Annotated in this window: 15 protein-coding genes; 9 read left to right on the top strand and 6 right to left on the bottom strand. The window is 60.9% G+C overall.

The window, feature by feature from the left end; genetic code table 11:
• Nucleotides 1-9 precede the first annotated feature (9 nt).
• Both Q7V03_RS16325 and ribA read right to left on the bottom strand, forming a co-directional pair.
• Complete coding sequence (locus Q7V03_RS16325) at nucleotides 10-510, bottom strand: L,D-transpeptidase (protein WP_304926649.1); 501 nt, start codon at nucleotides 508-510, stop codon at nucleotides 10-12.
• On the bottom strand, nucleotides 507-1,592 hold the full coding sequence (ribA, locus tag Q7V03_RS16320; protein WP_304926648.1) for a GTP cyclohydrolase II: 1,086 nt from the start codon (nucleotides 1,590-1,592) through the stop codon (nucleotides 507-509). Before ribA ends, Q7V03_RS16325 begins: the two co-directional genes overlap by 4 nt.
• 151 nt (nucleotides 1,593-1,743) lie before the next feature.
• On the opposite strand from ribA, the gene Q7V03_RS16315 reads away from it, so the two are divergent.
• Entirely contained in the window at nucleotides 1,744-2,430 is a 687-nt protein-coding gene (locus tag Q7V03_RS16315) for a response regulator transcription factor (RefSeq protein WP_054008531.1), read from the top strand.
• 207 nt (nucleotides 2,431-2,637) lie between these two features.
• Here the strand turns inward: Q7V03_RS16315 and Q7V03_RS16310 are convergent, their stop codons facing one another.
• A complete protein-coding gene (locus Q7V03_RS16310) occupies nucleotides 2,638-3,873 on the bottom strand; it encodes an MFS transporter (RefSeq protein ID WP_304926647.1) in 1,236 nt (411 codons plus the stop codon).
• Between the two features lie 174 nt (nucleotides 3,874-4,047).
• Here Q7V03_RS16310 and Q7V03_RS16305 point away from each other — a divergent pair, with 174 nt between their 5' ends.
• The 5 genes from Q7V03_RS16305 to Q7V03_RS16285 all read left to right on the top strand — a co-directional run bounded on the left by Q7V03_RS16305 (nucleotide 4,048) and on the right by Q7V03_RS16285 (nucleotide 9,516).
• Nucleotides 4,048-4,554, top strand: coding sequence for a hypothetical protein (locus Q7V03_RS16305; RefSeq protein WP_304926646.1), 507 nt, complete (start codon nucleotides 4,048-4,050; stop codon nucleotides 4,552-4,554).
• A 12-nt stretch (nucleotides 4,555-4,566) separates the two neighbouring features.
• Nucleotides 4,567-5,832 carry an imelysin family protein gene (locus Q7V03_RS16300; RefSeq protein WP_304926645.1) on the top strand — a complete coding sequence of 422 codons (1,266 nt, stop codon included), beginning with the start codon at nucleotides 4,567-4,569 and terminating at the stop codon, nucleotides 5,830-5,832.
• 141 nt (nucleotides 5,833-5,973) lie between these two features.
• Nucleotides 5,974-7,482 (top strand): di-heme oxidoredictase family protein, encoded by a 1,509-nt coding sequence (locus Q7V03_RS16295; RefSeq protein WP_304926644.1) that lies wholly within the window; start codon nucleotides 5,974-5,976, stop codon nucleotides 7,480-7,482.
• Nucleotides 7,483-7,484: 2 nt separating this feature from the next.
• The gene (locus tag Q7V03_RS16290) at nucleotides 7,485-8,456 is read left to right on the top strand and encodes an imelysin family protein (protein ID WP_304926643.1); all 972 of its coding nucleotides are present in this window, start codon (nucleotides 7,485-7,487) and stop codon (nucleotides 8,454-8,456) included.
• A 1-nt stretch (nucleotide 8,457) separates the two neighbouring features.
• Nucleotides 8,458-9,516 carry a DUF1513 domain-containing protein gene (locus Q7V03_RS16285; protein WP_304926642.1) on the top strand — a complete coding sequence of 353 codons (1,059 nt, stop codon included), beginning with the start codon at nucleotides 8,458-8,460 and terminating at the stop codon, nucleotides 9,514-9,516.
• Here the strand turns inward: Q7V03_RS16285 and Q7V03_RS23915 are convergent.
• The gene (locus tag Q7V03_RS23915; protein ID WP_370651151.1) at nucleotides 9,513-9,749 is read right to left on the bottom strand and encodes a TonB family protein; all 237 of its coding nucleotides are present in this window, start codon (nucleotides 9,747-9,749) and stop codon (nucleotides 9,513-9,515) included. The two genes, Q7V03_RS16285 and Q7V03_RS23915, sit on opposite strands and share 4 nt — an antisense overlap.
• Before the next feature lie 139 nt (nucleotides 9,750-9,888).
• On the opposite strand from Q7V03_RS23915, the gene hemP reads away from it, so the two are divergent.
• Nucleotides 9,889-10,071 carry a hemin uptake protein HemP gene (gene hemP, locus Q7V03_RS16280; protein ID WP_304926641.1) on the top strand — a complete coding sequence of 61 codons (183 nt, stop codon included), beginning with the start codon at nucleotides 9,889-9,891 and terminating at the stop codon, nucleotides 10,069-10,071.
• A gap of 250 nt (nucleotides 10,072-10,321) precedes the next feature.
• Nucleotides 10,322-11,110: an exodeoxyribonuclease III gene (locus tag Q7V03_RS16275; RefSeq protein ID WP_304926640.1), complete on the top strand. Its 789-nt coding sequence runs from the start codon at nucleotides 10,322-10,324 to the stop codon at nucleotides 11,108-11,110.
• 177 nt (nucleotides 11,111-11,287) lie between these two features.
• On the opposite strand, the gene Q7V03_RS16270 is transcribed toward Q7V03_RS16275, so the two are convergent.
• Nucleotides 11,288-12,115: a glycosyltransferase family 2 protein gene (locus tag Q7V03_RS16270; protein ID WP_370651149.1), complete on the bottom strand. Its 828-nt coding sequence runs from the start codon at nucleotides 12,113-12,115 to the stop codon at nucleotides 11,288-11,290.
• Complete coding sequence (locus tag Q7V03_RS16265; protein ID WP_304926639.1) at nucleotides 12,109-14,613, bottom strand: hypothetical protein; 2,505 nt, start codon at nucleotides 14,611-14,613, stop codon at nucleotides 12,109-12,111. Before Q7V03_RS16265 ends, Q7V03_RS16270 begins: the two co-directional genes overlap by 7 nt.
• Before the next feature lie 244 nt (nucleotides 14,614-14,857).
• Between Q7V03_RS16265 and Q7V03_RS16260 the strand changes: the two genes are divergently transcribed.
• Nucleotides 14,858-15,910: a saccharopine dehydrogenase gene (locus Q7V03_RS16260; protein ID WP_304926638.1), complete on the top strand. Its 1,053-nt coding sequence runs from the start codon at nucleotides 14,858-14,860 to the stop codon at nucleotides 15,908-15,910.
• The last annotated feature ends 5 nt before the right edge of the window (nucleotides 15,911-15,915 follow it).

Genomic DNA, 15,915 nt, shown 5'->3' with positions numbered 1-15,915 from the left:
TGGAAAGTGTCAGCGCACGACCAGCCGAGACTCGTGGCGCAAACGGTTTGCGATCCAAAGCAGGCTTTGGCGGGCAAGGCCAATACAGCCGGCGGTGGGGTGGCTTGGGCTGCGCCAAGTGTGGATGAAAATGGCCGAGCCGCGACCGGGGGTCGGCTCTACCCAGTTCCAATCGGTGATCAGGATCAGGTCATACTGTGGATCGCTGCGCGTCAGATTTTCGTGGCTGTAGGGATAGGGTGCGCGCACCATCTGGTTATAGTCGATGTCGTTGGGATCATCGGACCACATGTCATTCGGGCGGATCGGCAGAGCCCAATCGGGCAGTGCTGCGCGTGCGATGCGGTCGGGTCGGTAAAGCATGCCAACGATGCGGTGGGTTCCGGTGGGGGTGCCGCCGTCGCCTTCGCGCTTGTCTGTTGTGATGCCGCCGCGCCCCACGGTGCAGGGGAAGCGGCGGTTTTGGAACCGCAAACCCATAGGGGTCAGGATCATGTCGGATGATTTCATAGCAAATGCCCGGATTTGGCGGCTTTTGTGGCGAGATAGCCTTGGTTGTGCGCCGTTTGGCCGACTTTCAGCGGCACGCGTTCGGTCACAGTCAGGCCGCAGGCTTGCAACATGGCCAGCTTTTTGGGGTTGTTGGTGAGCAGGCGGACTTGGTTGAAACCCATCTTTTGCAGGATTTCAGCACCGATGCGGAAGTCGCGTTCATCATCTTCAAAGCCGAGACGATGGTTGGCTTCCACGGTGTCAAAGCCTTGATCTTGCAACGAATAGGCGCGCATTTTGTTGGCCAGGCCAATGCCGCGGCCTTCTTGGTTCAGATAAAGCAGAACGCCTACGCCTTCATGCCCCATCCGTGCGAGGGCGGCGTGGAGTTGTGGGCCGCAGTCGCATTTCAGGCTGCCCAAAACGTCGCCCGTAAAGCAGGCAGAATGCAGGCGGGCGAGGACGGGTTTGTTGCGGTCAGGGCGGCCGATTTCTATGGCGTAATGCTCGGCGCTGCCATCGTCGGGGCGGAAGATGTGCAAGCGGCCTGCCTGCGTTGCGGCCATCGGCAGGCGGGCAGAGATCACCGGGGCCAAGGGCGCGAGCCGGTCAAGGTCGGCGCAATCAGTATGCGCCAGCAGGGTCAGGTTGTTACGGGCGGCCAGCGCCAAGCCATCGTTGATCGGAACCAGCAGCATCGCGGGTAGCAATTGTGCGGATTTTGCCAGCGCGATGGCGGTGCGGTGCAGGGTGGCGGGGCCGTCGCGCAAGGCGACCAGCGGGCCTTTCATCGGCACGTTCAAATCGTCAGCGGGATCAGCCACGGCGCGCAGCCAGCGCAGATCGGCATCCACTGGCACGCGCAGGCGGGCGAGATCGCCGTCATAGGGGATGGCTTTCAGCGTCTCAGCGCGCCGCGTAGTCAGCGCCAGTTCTGGCTGGCCCTCGGCGCGCAATGCTGTGAGGCGGGTTTCGGTCAGCTCTTCAACAGCGGCGCACAGCATGGCTTGGCCACCGCCCGTCAACACAATGGCCAGCCCAAGCCGCAGGTCAGCGCGGGCGCGGGCGAGGATTTCGGGGGTGGAGGGGCGCAGGCTCATGCAGGCTACATAGGCGAAACTGGAACGGATTGAAACATTTGCCATGCGCGCGACACGACCGCGTGAGACGATTGTAGCAAATCTTGTCGGAACCGTGAGGGGGGCGCATGTGTTAGCGCAAGAGCAAACCGCTCGGCTGATGGAGGCCCACATGGCAACGTTGCGGAAAATTTTGCTGGTCGATGACGATGACGATCTGCGCGAAGCGCTGAGCGAGCAGTTGGTGATGACCGAAGATTTCGACGTGTTTGAGGGCCGCACCGGGGCTGAGGGCATGGAGAAGGTCAAGGCGGGTCTGTTCGATCTGGTTATTCTGGATGTGGGCTTGCCCGATACGGATGGGCGCGAATTGTGTCGCCGGATGCGCAAGGCCGGGGTGAAATGCCCGATCATGATGCTGACCGGGCATGACACCGACAGCGACACGATTTTGGGCCTTGATTCGGGTGCCAATGATTATGTGACCAAGCCGTTCAAGTTTCCGGTGCTGTTAGCGCGGATACGCGCGCAGTTGCGCACGCATGAACAATCCGAAGACGCGGTGTTCCAGATGGGGCCGTATACGTTCAAGCCCGCGCAGAAAATGCTGGTCGATGCCAAGGATAAGAAGGTGCGGTTGACTGAAAAGGAAACCAACATCCTGAAGTATCTCTACCGCGCGCAACAAGGCGTGGTGGCGCGCGATGTGCTGCTGCACGAGGTTTGGGGCTATAATGCTGGCGTTACAACGCACACACTTGAGACCCACATCTACCGTCTGCGGCAGAAGATTGAGTCTGATCCAAGCAACGCGCGGCTGCTGGTGACCGAGAATGGCGGCTATAAGCTGGTCGCGTAAGCTTAAGATTGGGCGCTTCAGGTAAGATTTTCGTCCCTTACGGGTCTTATTGTTGCCCGATTGAATGACTATCTACGGATCAGGCCAAAGCGCGTCCTCCCCGCCCGGCGGCCAAAAGTTCCCCTTGCTGTGTCGGGGTTATGGCACAGCACCCTCCCTGTTGGACCTGGCCGGGCCTTGTGCCCGGTCTTTTTTATCCCGATCTTGCTATCGCAGCTGCAGACGGGCGGCGGCGTAAAGCGTCAATGCCCCGGCGATGGCGGCGGCCACCCAGTAGGGCAGCAACACGGCTTGCGCCGTGCCCCAAGGCTCTGCCCCCGAACCCGCCCATGCGATCAGACCGCCGAAGGTGAAGGCACCAAACGCCGCAGGGCCTGTGCCGATGAAGCGGAAGGCGGAGTTGACGCGGCCCAGCAGCGGCGCGGGGATGTGGCGTTGGCGGTAGCTGACTTGGGCGATGTTCCACAGCATGCCGGAAAAGCCGTCGAGTACCAAGAAAATGGCGATCAGCCAGAGCGGAGATTGCAGCGCCAAAACCAAAGCGGCGGCGGTGAATCCAGTCATGCCAAGCAGAATGGCCGTTCTTGGGGTAACGTGGCGCAGGATGCGCGGGCCGATCAGGGTGGCGGCGAGGCCTCCAATCGCCGGAAGGGTCAGGAAGATGCCGAAACCGAAAGCATCCAAGCCGAGAACGCGTTGGCTGTACAGCACCAGTACGGCGGCGAAACCGTAGCCGATGAAGTTGAAGCCGCCCAGAATGAAGGCAAGGCGGCGCAGGGGCATGTCGCGCCAGAGCCAGAGCATGCCTTCTTTTAAGGCAGCCAGCATGGGCAGATGCGGGGAGGTTGGGGCGCGTTCTGGCAGCCTGACACTTGCGATCAGGGCGACGGCTGTGACCAGCATCGCGGCTTGGATGCCGAACGGCAGCGCCACAGATATGCCGATCAGCAGGCCCGCAAGCGGTGGGCCGATGAACTGGCCTGCAAGTTGTTCTGTGCTCCACATCGCGCCATTGGCTTGCTCCAGTTGCGATTTCTCAACAACGGCGGGCGTGAAGGTTTGTGCTGTGTTGTCGCGCAACACCTCGGCGCTGCCTAAGACGAAGGATAGGGCGGCCATCAGCAGCACCGGACCCGTGCCGGGGCTGGCTGTCAGCGCCAAAGTCAGCAAGGCCACTGAAATCACAATCCGCAGGCAATCGGCGCCGATGATCAAGCGGCGGTGATCGACTCGGTCGGTGATCACGCCTGCGGGCAAAGCGAACAGAAACCATGGCAAGCTGCGGGCGGTGGCGACAAGGCCGATCAGGAAAGGATCATGCGTCAGCAGCGTCGCCAGCCATGCCACCGCAACCGTGATCAAGCCATCGCCAAGGTTGGTGGCGGCGGATGAGGCGAACATCAGGCGGAAGTTGCGGTTTTGCCAGAGCGAGATTTGGGTCATGGCGGCATGACTGCATGCCCTGCGGGGACGGGTCAAGCTGGCTTTGGCTGCGATTAGCCGACAGAAAGAATCGGATTTACATTTCCGAGAGAATCCGTCAGCTAATACCGCAAGGCCCAACCTGTCGGCAGGGCGTTGGTTGCAACGTGCAGTCTCGAAAGGCAGTTGGAAGTTATGAGCTATTCTTGGTTCAAATCGTCGAAGGTCACCGATGCCAGCCCAGTGCGGGGCGGTGCTGCGGTGGGGATGCTGGCCGATATGCCAGCATTGGAGCGCGGCGTGATACAACTGTTGCGGCAATGGTGTGATGGCGAGGCGGGCCGGATCGCGGTCGCCGAAGATTTCACCGCGATTTTTGGGGCAGATCAGGCGGCGATTGAGGTGAACAACCTCGCGCATTTGATCAGGCTGATGGTGCAGATGGGGCGCAGGCCCCTGATGCGGCACCACACCCAATGCGCTTGCCTCGGCGGTGACGAAAGTGCGTTTGCCCAGATGGTGGCGGCTGCCACAGCGGGGGATCGCGAAGATGCGATGGCCTTTGCGTTGACTATGCTGCCACCCGACATTGCATATGAGGCTGTGCAGATCGCCGAATATGTCGGCCGCGCGATGCTGGATATCCTTCACCGCACCTCTGCCAACGACGGATATTCCGTCCCTTCAGCCACACGTCACTAGGAAAGACCCCTTATGCGCAACTCGTTTTTAGCCCTGCTTGCCACCACCGCCTTTGTGTCGGCTGTCCAGCCCGTGTTTGCCGCCGATCCGGCAGCGGTTGCAAAGACTTACGCCGATATCGCCGCTGCGGGCTATGACGACAGCCTGATCACTGCCAAGGCGCTGCAAGGGGCCGTCGATGCGTTGACCGCAGCGCCCAGCGAAGACAACCTGAAAGCCGCGCGCGCCGCATGGATCGCCTCGCGCCCGTCCTACATGCAGACCGAGGCGTTTCGGTTTGGCAACGTTGCGGTGGATGATTGGGAGGGCAAGATCAACGCTTGGCCGCTGGATGAGGGGCTGATCGACTATGTTGACCCGTCTTATGGCAAGTCACAGGAAAACGACCTTGCGACGCTGAACGTGATTGCGACCCCGAAGTTTACCATCTCGGGTGTTGAGGTGGATGCGACCACGCTCACGCCGGAATTGATCTCGGGCACGTTGCAAGAGGCGGGCGGGATCGAGGCGAATGTGGCTTCGGGCTATCACGCGATTGAATTTCTGCTCTGGGGGCAGGATTTGAACGGCACCGGGCCGGGAGCGGGCAATCGGCCGTTCACGGATTACGTTCAGGGCGAGGGCTGTACGGGCGGCAACTGTGATCGTCGCGCGGCGTATTTAAAGGCGGCGACCGATTTGTTGGTGATGGATTTGGCAGATATGGCCGGGCAATGGGCTGCTGGCGGCGCGGCGCGCGCGGTGATTGAAAAAGACCCTAAGGCGGCTTTGTCGGCGATCCTGACCGGTATGGGCAGCCTGTCTTATGGCGAGGTTGCGGGCCAGCGGATGCGTTTGGGCCTGATGCTGAACGACCCAGAGGAGGAGCACGATTGCTTCTCGGACAACACCGCCAACAGCCATTATTATGACGGCGTTGGAATTCAGAACGTCTATCTGGGCAAGTATACGCGCGTCGATGGCAGCGTGGTGTCGGGGGCTTCGATTTCGGAGCTGGTCGCGGCGGCGGACCCTGCGGTGGATACGCAGTTGAAGGGCGAATTGGCGGCTACGGTCACCGCTTTGGGCGCGATCAAAGCAGCGTCGGATGGCGGAATGGCCTATGATCAGATGCTGGCGGCGGGCAACAAAGAGGGTGAGGCTTTGGTGATGGGCGGCGTAAACACTTTGGTCACGCAAACCGCCTCGATTGAGCGCGCGATCACCACTTTGGGGCTGACCGGCACCAGCATTGAAGGCTCGGAAAGTCTTGATAATCCGGGTGCTGTGTTCCAGTAACGCTTGGCTTAACGGGGCTTTGTCGGTCGTAAGCTGCGATTGACAAAGTTTGCTGAAACCCACTCTGAGTAAGCAGGTGGTGCTGCGGGTCCGGGCAGGAAACGGGACACAGCGCTGCCAACTGATATAGGAAAGACCTGGATGCTGCGCGTCCTATTGATACTGCCGCTGTTGGCAGGGCCTGCCTTTGCGCAAGGCCTACAGGATCAGTCTTTGACAGTGATCCCCCGCACCAAGGCCGAGGCTGCGCGAATTGCAGGCGTGCTAGCGGCCCTTAAAGATTTTAGCGCATCTGAGAAGTTTGAGGCGAAACCGGGCGGGGCTGCGACGGTGCGGGCACGGCCTACGGCGGATGCGTTTTCGCAATACTCCGGCAATATGCCATTTGATCGGCAGATGAATTTCAACCTTGGCAATGCTTTATTCACCAAGACATGGGTGCCAGCACCGGCTTCAACCTTAGCGTCGGACGGGCTGGGGCCATTGTTCAACGCGCGTGGTTGTCAGGATTGCCACCTGAAAGACGGGCGCGGGCATGTGCCCGCGGGCCCCGACGAAAGTGCTGTGTCGATGTTCTTGCGGCTTTCGGTTCCGGGGGGAAGTAACCCGGCCGCGATCAAGGATTGGCTGGCGACGCAGGATGAGCCGACCTATGGCGGGCAATTCCAGGACTTCGCTTCGGCTGGCGTTGCCTCTGAAGGCCGTATGGTGATCGACTATACCGAGGTTCCGGTGACGCTGGGCGATGGCACCGTGGTCCGCTTGCGCGCGCCTGCGTATTCGGTGGCGGATTTGGCTTATGGCCCGATGGCTGCGCACGTCATGCTGTCGCCGCGTGTCGCGCCGCAGATGATCGGCTTGGGGCTGCTAGAGGCGATCCCCGAGGCCGATATTCTGGCGCGCGTCGACGAGACTGACGCCGATGGCAATGGCATTTCGGGCCGCGCAAGCATTGTGCCGGGCGGGTCTGGCGGCAAGCCGATGTTGGGCCGCTTTGGTTTCAAAGGCGGCAAAGCCACGATCCGCGATCAGTCGGCGGCGGCGTTTCAGGGCGATATGGGGCTTTCCACCGCTTTGCATCCTGATCCGTGGGGCGACTGCACCACGGCACAGGATGCCTGCCGCGTGGCGATCAGCGGGCAAGAGCCGGGCGTGCGGGGTGGGCTGGAAGTGGATCATCAAAGCCTTGATCTGGTGACGTTTTATGCCCGTAATCTGGGCGTGCCATCGCGGCGTAACATTGATGACCCCATGGTTTTGCGCGGCAAGCGGGTGTTTTATGACATCGGCTGCACGTCCTGCCATACGCCGAAATATGTCACCAATCGTCTGAAAGACCAGCCCGAGCAAAGTTTCCAACTGATCTGGCCCTATACCGATCTGCTGCTACATGACATGGGGGTGGGGCTTGCCGACAACCGCCCCGAAGGTCGCGCGACCGGGCAGGAATGGAAAACGCCACCTTTGTGGGGGATCGGGTTGACGAGCCAAGTTTCGGGCCACACTGAATTTCTGCACGACGGGCGGGCGCGGAACTTTTTGGAAGCGGTGCTGTGGCATGGCGGCGAGGCGCAGGCCAGCCGCGATGCCGTGGTGGCTTTGCCGAAAGACGACCGCGACGCTATTCTCGCATTTCTGGAAAGTTTGTAATCATGCTGCTGCGCTCATTCTTGCTGTCTGTATGCCTCGCCACCCCAGCACTGGCGGATTTTGAACAGACCTTGTCCGACCATATCCTGCCCGGTTACGCGGCTTTCGCGGCCAGCACGCAGGCTTTGTCCGACGCCGCCGCAAAGAATTGTAAGGCCGACAGCCTGAAACCCGCATTCCACACCGCCTATGATGCCTGGGCCGCTGTGCAGCACCTGCGCTTTGGCCCTGCCGAGGCAGATGGGCTATCGGTGGCTATTGCGTTTTGGCCTGACCCAAAGGGCTCGGGTGCGAAATCGCAGCGGGCTTTGCTGCAGGGCGATCCGTCGCAACTGACCCCTGCGCATTTCCCAGATCAATCGGTCGCCGCGCGCGGACTGACCGGGTTGGAGCGGTTGCTGTATCCGGCAGAGGCTTTGCCCGCCGACCCCTGCGCGTTGATCCAAGCGACGACGCTGGATTTGGCCCGGATGGCGAAGATCATCAACGACAACTGGATCAATACCTATTCCACGACCATTTTGACGGCGGGCGATTTGGGCAACACCACATTCCAAACCCGACCCGAAGTGCGCCAGACGCTGTTCACGCAAATAGTGTCAGCATTGGAGTTTGATAAAGATCAACGGCTTGGCCGCCCCTTGGGCACGTTTGACAAGCCACGTCCGGAACGCGCTGAGGCAGTTGCCTCGGCGCGCAGTCAGCGCAACGTGTTGATCTCACTGCAAAGCTTGCGCGCGATGGTGGTGACGCTGACGCCGGATGCGTCGCTGACTTTGGCCGGGTTTGATCACGCGATCAAGCTGGCCGAAACGTTTGACGATCCCGCCTTTGCGGGGGTTGCCACGCCACAGGGCCATCTGAAGGTAGAGATTTTGCAGCAGGCGATCAGCGCTTTGACCGATACCGTGGTGGCTGAACTTGGGCCGGAACTGGATGTCGGCATCGGCTTTAACGCGGCGGATGGAGACTAAGATGGCAACGCGGCGGGTGTTTCTGGCAGGGTTGGCTGTGGCCAGTTTGCCGCGGGTGTCTTGGGCGGAGGTCGGCTGGCCTGCTTGCCTTGCGGCAGGAAAGCTGGGCGATGAATTTGTCCTGCATGGGCTAAGTGCCGCGGGCGAAAGCTTGTTCGAGATTGCCTTGCCCGCGCGCGGTCATGCGGCGGCGGCGCATCCATCGCAGGCCTTGGCGGTTGCGTTTGCCCGCCGTCCCGGCACTTTTGCGTTGGTGCTGGATTGTTTGACCGGGGTGGTGCGGCACCGCTTGGCCCCGCCAGAGGGGCGGCAATTCAATGGCCATGGTGCGTTCTCGGCGGATGGCGCGCTGCTGATGACGTCCGAAGTGGTGGCAGAAGGCTCGGCAGGGCGGATTGGGCTGTGGGAGACGGCGGGTTTCACGCGCATCGGTGAATGGAACAGTGGTGGCATTGGCCCGCATGATATCCGGCGGCTGGCGGATGGCCGGATTGTGGTCGCCAATGGCGGGATTGAAACGGATCCGGGCGACCGCACCAAGCTGAACATCGACACGATGCGACCCAATCTGACGCTACTCTCGGCCGATGGCGCGGTGCTGGATCAGGTGGCCTTGGCGGATGAGTTTCACCAAAACTCGATCCGCCACCTGGCTTTGCATGGCGACGGCGTGGCGTTTGCAATGCAGTGGGAAGGGGATAAATCTGAGCCTGTCGCGCAACTGGGGCTTTGGGTGCCGGGTGCCGCGCCGCTGTTGTGCCCACCACCGGACGAGCAGTCGTTTGCGATGAAGGGCTATGCCGGGTCGATTGCTGTTGCCCGTGCGGGTGATCTGATTGCGCTGACTTCGGCCCCGGCGGGGGTGGTGATGCTGTTTGACGGCACGGGCCAGTGGCTTGCAACCGACCCGCGTGCCGATGTCTCGGGCGCTGCGGCTGTGGGCGACGGGTTGCGGCTAACCGATGGGCAAGGCGGGGTGTGGAGTTATGGCCGCACTGGTTTGGCATCCCTCAGCCGCAATGCGACGGCTTGGGATAACCATTTGATCGCCCTTAGCTAATTACCTCCCAACAAACTCAGGCGAAACCGGGCTGAGGCACCCGCAGGCGGCGGCGCGAAAGGGGCGGAGCCTTGGATATGCTTCAACGCTGCTGCGTCGAACGTTGCTGCGCTGAAACTTTTGACGATCTTCATCAGTGACAGACCGCCGTTGGCTGAGATTGCAAAGCCCACCACTGCCAAGAAGCGGCACTTGGCTGTTGCTGTCTGGCTCGCCCGTCGCCCTCCCCACATCAGGGCAGCTTGTGAAAGACAAGTAAAAGAATCGGGATTTACATTCCTGACTAATTTGATAAGTATTAAGTATTGCCATGCCACCCGCCTTTGGGAAGCCGGTCTTTCAGTGCCAATCCTAGCTGCTGCGGAGCACATCATGTACGAAACTCAAATTCTTTCGCCCCAGAACCCTGCGCCGGAACTTGTTCCTTCTGATCGGACTCTTCGCTACGACGCGCGGGCGCTGACTGGCGGGGCGGGCACCGCGTTGATCGAGTTGGACGGGCAGATTTACACCCTGCGCATCACCAAATCGGCGAAGCTGATCCTGACCAAATAGGCGCAAAGCCCGGCGCAATCTTGGGTTGTGGCCAAAAAGCCATGGCTTGGGTAATTTGTAACAGCGCGCGAAAATGCCCGGTATTCTATGATATATGTTGGACATTACCTCCCTGTTGGACCTTCCGCCCGGCCACGTTGGCTGGGCGACTTTTTGTGTGCCGGGTCCTTAGCTTATCGTCGGGGGCTTTGCCCTCTTGAGAACGGTGGCGGTGCGGCTTAGGCTGATTGGTCTGGATCAGGAGCAGCCAATGACCTTCACCCTTGCCACTTGGAACATCAATTCGGTCCGTCTGCGCGAAGGGCTGGTGGCCAAGCTGATGGCGGATGAATCCCCTGATGTGCTGTGCTTGCAGGAATGTAAAAGCCCGGTCGCGTTGATCCCGGTCGAGCAGTTCCGCGCGCTGGGCTACCATTATATGGTGGCGCGCGGCCAGAAGGGTTACAACGGCGTGGCAATTCTTTCCAAGCTGCCGCTGGAGGATGCGGGTGGCCGCGATTTCGTCGCCATGGGTCATGCGCGGCATGTTGCAGGTCGGCTGGAAAACGGCGTGGTGATCCACAACTGCTATGTGCCAGCAGGGGGTGATATCCCAGACCGCGTGCTGAACGTGAAATTTGGCCAAAAGCTGGATTTCCTGACCGAGATGCGGGATTGGTTTCATGGTGAAAAACCCAGCAAATCCATTCTGGTGGGCGATCTGAACATCGCTCCGCGTGAGGATGATGTGTGGAACCACAAGGCGCTGTTGAAGATCGTCAGCCACACCCCGATTGAGGTCGAGCATTTTGGGGCGGCGATGGACTCGGGGGCTTGGGTTGATGTGACCCGTGCCGATATTCCAACCGGCAATCTCTACAGTTGGTGGAGCTATCGCTCGCCCGATTGGGATGCTGCCGATAAAGGTCGGCGGCTGGATCACATCTGGGCCACACCTGATATTGCCAAATCCGCCCATGGCAGCCGCATTTTGCGCAGCGTGCGCGGATGGGAGCAACCCTCTGACCATGCCCCGGTGTTCGCGACGTTTGATCTGTAAAGCGATTTTCGCGCGGAAATCGTGCACGGAATTCGTGCGAATTCCGGTTTCGTGGCGCGCATGTTTGGATTTAGCTGAGGCTCTCCCAGCTGGGAGGGACTTGTGTTTTTCAGGGCATCCGCCACAATATATTGTGGTAAGGTGACTTGTAAGTGTGGTTTTCTGGCCCCCAACCCGTCAACGACCGCGCGCCCAGTCTTGGCCCGATGTGCGGCGCACCACGAGCGATACGGCGACGTAAGTGGCAAAGCCCACAGGATCGCGCAGGGCCAGAGCCAACAGGCGGGCTTTGCTGAGCCGGGCTTTGGCTTCGCGCAGCAGAAGGCCGGGGTAAAGCCGTTCAATCTCGGCCACGCCCGCATCTTGGCGTCTGCGCACTTTCGTGAGTGCGGCAAAGCCCTCGATCATCGGCCAATCATAGGTCGGGGCCACCTGTACCCGCTCGTGCGGTTCGAACTGCAACCGCACAAAGGTGTCGTCTGAGATGATCGCCGGAAAATCCCGCCAGCGCGCGCGGCCTGCGGCATTGGTGGCGAACAGCCCATAACCGGGGGCAGGGCTTTGCGCGAAGGGCAGGCGCTGCCAGAAACCGGCATAGGCGCGGGTCACGGCGCTTTTGGCGCGGGGGATGCGCGCGGTTCCGGTGGCATAAAGCGGGGCAGTGCCGCCAAGGGCTGCGATCAGTTCGGCCATCAGGTGGGGCGAGACGATGACATCGGCATCAAGGTAAGCCCGCAGCGGCGCGCGGGCGATCTGGTCGCCTGCGTTCAATGCGTTCGGTTTGCCGCCTGCTGCCAAGTCCAACACAGACAGCGCCCAGCCTGTCGCACCGGCCTGCAAGGCAAATCCCTGTGCTATATCTGCGGTTGCATCGCGGCAACCATTGGCGACGACGATACATTCGGCATTGATTGGGCCCGAGGCCAATACTGCGGCGAGGCAGGTGCCGATGTAGCCCGCCTCGTTTGACGCCGGAATGATGACGCTGAGGCTAGGGTTCAACACGTAATGCAGCCCTTCGCCAAGGCATCCCAGCGCGGGTTGTTGTCGCCCAAGTGCCGCAATGCGCCCCAGCTTCCCCATTTGCCGGGGCGGTAGGTGTCGACAAAGGCATTGAACGGCTGGTCGCTGACCAACTGCCAGCCTGCCAGCAGTTCGGCGTAAAGCGCGCCCATTTCGGGGGTGAAGTTGAAATGGGTGAAAAACGCGGTCAACTCCTCATCATCGACCAATGCGCCGTAGCCCACCACATGACTGCCGCCCTCGTACATCATCAGTTGCAACCCCCGGTTGGCGGCGATTGCGGCGTGATAGGGCAGGGTTTCGGCCAAAACTTGCGTCAGGCTGTTGGCGGGATTACCGGTGAGCGACCCATCGCGGAGGTCTTGGCCCGCCAGTTTATCGGCCAGATCATAGCGGTGTTGGGCGAAATAGCTGTCTGCCTTGGTCCCTGTCAATCCGGCATCTGTCGCGGCTTTGCGGGCGGCATCAGCGGATTGTTTCAGCCAGCCCTTTACGGTGGTATATTTCTGGTCGCCGCCGAGTTCGGCGCTGAAATAGCCGGTGATCGCATAGGCGTCAAAGCTGGCTGCGGGGGGTGGCAAGCCTTCGGCCACCACCAAGGGCGCATCGAGAATTTGCTCTTCCAGCCCCAGCCAGCCGGTTTGCACCGAGACGATGCGGGTCAGGCGGGTGGGGGCGTCTTTGAACATATCCGACCAGATCGCCATCACTTGTGCCGCGCGCAGACCGTAGAATTGCACCCAGGTTTTATCTTGGCCCCAGCGCGCGATGCCCTGTTCTTCGGCCCAGCGGGCTTGGGCGAATTGCCAGTTCCAGACTTCGTTGGAGTATTCGACTTGGGCTTTGAGGCTGGGGTCAAGGTGGTCGTGGGTGATCTGGGCGTAGGTGCGGATCAGGTCATCCGAGGCCAGATGCGGCAGGGTGAACCACGGGTCGGCGTGCAGTTCGTTGGCCAGTGTCACCATGACTTCGATCGGCACACCGTTGCGGGCGTAGGAGTAGTCTTCGGGTTTCGGGCGATCTTTGACCGCGGCCAAGGTGGAATCGTTGGTCATCATCCAATCCATGAAGCGGATGCCCTTGACGCCCCGGATGCGGGCCAGCCAATCGGGGTTGAAGATCGCGCCATCCGCCAGCATCTGCGCCCGCGCCGCGCGGACGACCACGATGTCGTGGATCGGATCGGTGGCGTCCAAGGCCAGCAGGGTGACGGCAACAAGGCCTTCGCCGGGGGTGTAATCGAACAGGATTTTGCCGGAGGTTTCTTCGACCACCTGCGCGCGGCCTTCGACTTTCAGCGTGCCTTTGCCTTGGTAGGTCAACAGGTAGCGCCCGGCGACGCCTGCGGCATCTTCGGGCAAATCGGTCAGGATCAGGGTGGAAATCTTCGCCAGTTCCGGCGGGATTTTGGTGGGCCAGCCGTTTGGCCCCAAGGCGCCTGCTTTAGCCAGATCAGCTTCGGTCCAGCCGCCGAACTGGTCGGGCAGATGGCCGATCCAAGGCCGCGCGGTTTTCATCAGGTTCAGGAAGGGTTGCTGCACCGACCAGTCGTTGACGCCCGCCAGACCCAAGGCAAGGTGGGTGTTGGTGATCGGTTTGAAGGCCGGGAACGGCGGGTTCTGGGCGTCTGAAGTGGTGGTCGAGGTGGGTTCAGGCACCACCACAGGCGCGATCTGGGCGGCGATTTGGCCGGGAACATAGCCCTCCAAGGCCTCCCATGCGATGCGCTGAAACACCTCTGCCTGCTCTTGCGTGATCACCGCATCGCGCGACGTCCAGGCGCGGGTGACTTTGGCAGGCACGCCTTCGGGGCTTTTGCCGACAATAGCTGCCGCCTGCACCATGGCGACAAAATACAAACCCTTGCCGTTGGGGTGAATGTCATCGACGAACATCTGTTTGATATCGCTGACCCCCGGCACCCGGCCCGCCTTGATCGCATCGGCCAAATGCCCCATCGCTTGGCCGACGGGAAGCAGCTTGACCTCATGCCCCGCCTTGGCTGACGCATCGGCGACGATGCCTTCCCACAACGGCACATCCAGCGCGATGCGTTCGCGCCACGGAATACCCGCATCGGGATCGTCCTTGGTGATATTGCCGGGGCCAGAGTTCAGGCTGGGCCAGGTTTCATAGACATAAAGCCGGGTGTGGGGATTGGCCTCCAAAGCGAGGCCCGCGAATTTTGCGACGTAACCCGCTGTGTCGTTATACTGAATTTGGCCCTTGAGCGGCTGGGCTTCGGTCATGATCAGCACATCGGTCGCTTTAGCTTTCAGCCGGGCTTTGGCATCGACGCCTTCGGCATTGGCGGAATTGTCCCAGTTATAGGCCAGAGATGAGCCGTTGATGATCTGCGCCTGCACCACCGAGGGCTGGCCCATCGCGCGCAACGTGGCATCCAGCACGGTGGGCAACGTCGGGCCAACCAGCGAATGACCAATGAACAGCACATCGGTCAGCAAAGACAACAGGGACATGACGCGCCTCTTTGAAACGGATTGCGATGACGATAGCCGGAACGCCGCCGCCTTGCCACGTTGACTAGAGCGGATTTCTGTCGATCTGAATCAGATCGAAGGAAATACAACAGAAGTGCGGCCTGAGTACGTTGCGTGTTGCCGCAGTTTGGGCGAAATTCGGGCCATGCGGTCACGCCCCCCCTGTTTCTTGCCCCCTGATCTGGTATTCAGCCGCCAAACGATGACAGCGCGAGGGATTGGCATGACGCATCTTTGGGTCCGGGCAGAGCAGCGTCCGAATGAGGAGCGCGTTGGCCTGACGCCAGACGGCGCTGCGGCGCTGGTCAAGGCAGGCATCCGGGTGACGGTCGAGCAAAGCTCGGTCCGCGCCATTGCGATTGAGGGGTACAAGGCGGCGGGCTGTGAGATTGCGGCGCAGAACCTGTGGCCAGCAGCCCCCGCCGATGCGATTATCTTTGGGCTGAAAGAGCTGCCAGAGGATGGCACGCAGCTGACCCATCGCCACATTATGTTTGGTCATGCCTATAAGGGCCAGCCTGCCGGGCAGGTGTTGCTGAAACGCTTCAAGGCGGGCGGTGGCACTTTGTATGATCTGGAGTATCTGGTGGGCGCAGACGGTCGCCGGGTGGCGGCGTTTGGCTATTGGGCGGGATATGCGGGGGCTGCTGTCAGTCTGAAATGCTGGGCGGCGCAGCAGCGCGGCGGCATAGCGGGGCCGGTGGCGAAGTATCCCGGCAAGGCGGCGTTGCTGGCGGATTTAGAGGCGGAACTGGCGGGCTTCAACCGACCGAAAGCCATCGTGATCGGGGCGCTGGGTCGGGTCGGCACCGGGGCGTCGGACCTATGTGCGGCGCTGGGGGTGGCGGTGACGCAATGGGATCAGGCGGAAACCGCCAGCGGCGGGCCGTTTCCGCAAATTTTGCAGCACGAGATTTTCCTGAACTGCATCCTTGCGCGGCCCGGTTGCCCGGTGTTTGTGCCCGCCTCGGCCAAGCAGGATACCGCGCGAAAACTGACGGTGATTGGCGATATTGCCTGCGATCCGACATCAGATTTCTCACCGATCAAGGTTTATGACCGGGTGACGGAATGGGATGCGCCGGCGTTGCGGGTGGCGGAGCATCCGGTGCTGGATGTCACAGCGATTGACAACCTGCCATCGCTGTTGCCGGTGGAAAGCAGCGAAGATTATGCGGCACAATTGTTGGCTTCTTTGGCGACATTGGGTGATCTGAATTCTGGGGTTTGGGGTCGGGCTGAGGCGGAATATATCCGTCATTCGGCGGGCCTTTAGGGAGA

Origin of the sequence: Cypionkella sp., assembly GCF_030652235.1 — a bacterium.
Taxonomy (GTDB): Bacteria; Pseudomonadota; Alphaproteobacteria; order Rhodobacterales; family Rhodobacteraceae; genus Cypionkella.
Note: the sequence above shows the minus strand (reverse complement) of the source record. Positions and strands in the feature narration are given on the sequence as shown.

Bases quoted from the DNA above. Each gene is read 5' to 3' on its own strand.
- Q7V03_RS16310 (WP_304926647.1), bottom strand. From the start codon at position 3,873: ATGACCCAAATCTCGCTCTGGCAAAACCGCAACTTCCGCCTGATGTTC.
- Q7V03_RS16265 (WP_304926639.1), bottom strand. From the start codon at position 14,613: ATGTCCCTGTTGTCTTTGCTGACCGATGTGCTGTTCATTGGTCATTCG.
- Q7V03_RS16285 (WP_304926642.1), top strand. From the start codon at position 8,458: ATGGCAACGCGGCGGGTGTTTCTGGCAGGGTTGGCTGTGGCCAGTTTG.
- ribA (WP_304926648.1), bottom strand. From the start codon at position 1,592: ATGAGCCTGCGCCCCTCCACCCCCGAAATCCTCGCCCGCGCCCGCGCT.
- Q7V03_RS16290 (WP_304926643.1), top strand. From the start codon at position 7,485: ATGCTGCTGCGCTCATTCTTGCTGTCTGTATGCCTCGCCACCCCAGCA.
- Q7V03_RS23915 (WP_370651151.1), bottom strand. From the start codon at position 9,749: ATGTGGGGAGGGCGACGGGCGAGCCAGACAGCAACAGCCAAGTGCCGC.
- Q7V03_RS16300 (WP_304926645.1), top strand. From the start codon at position 4,567: ATGCGCAACTCGTTTTTAGCCCTGCTTGCCACCACCGCCTTTGTGTCG.
- Q7V03_RS16305 (WP_304926646.1), top strand. From the start codon at position 4,048: ATGAGCTATTCTTGGTTCAAATCGTCGAAGGTCACCGATGCCAGCCCA.
- Q7V03_RS16315 (WP_054008531.1), top strand. From the start codon at position 1,744: ATGGCAACGTTGCGGAAAATTTTGCTGGTCGATGACGATGACGATCTG.
- Q7V03_RS16295 (WP_304926644.1), top strand. From the start codon at position 5,974: ATGCTGCGCGTCCTATTGATACTGCCGCTGTTGGCAGGGCCTGCCTTT.
- Q7V03_RS16275 (WP_304926640.1), top strand. From the start codon at position 10,322: ATGACCTTCACCCTTGCCACTTGGAACATCAATTCGGTCCGTCTGCGC.
- Q7V03_RS16260 (WP_304926638.1), top strand. From the start codon at position 14,858: ATGACGCATCTTTGGGTCCGGGCAGAGCAGCGTCCGAATGAGGAGCGC.
- hemP (WP_304926641.1), top strand. From the start codon at position 9,889: ATGTACGAAACTCAAATTCTTTCGCCCCAGAACCCTGCGCCGGAACTT.
- Q7V03_RS16325 (WP_304926649.1), bottom strand. From the start codon at position 510: ATGAAATCATCCGACATGATCCTGACCCCTATGGGTTTGCGGTTCCAA.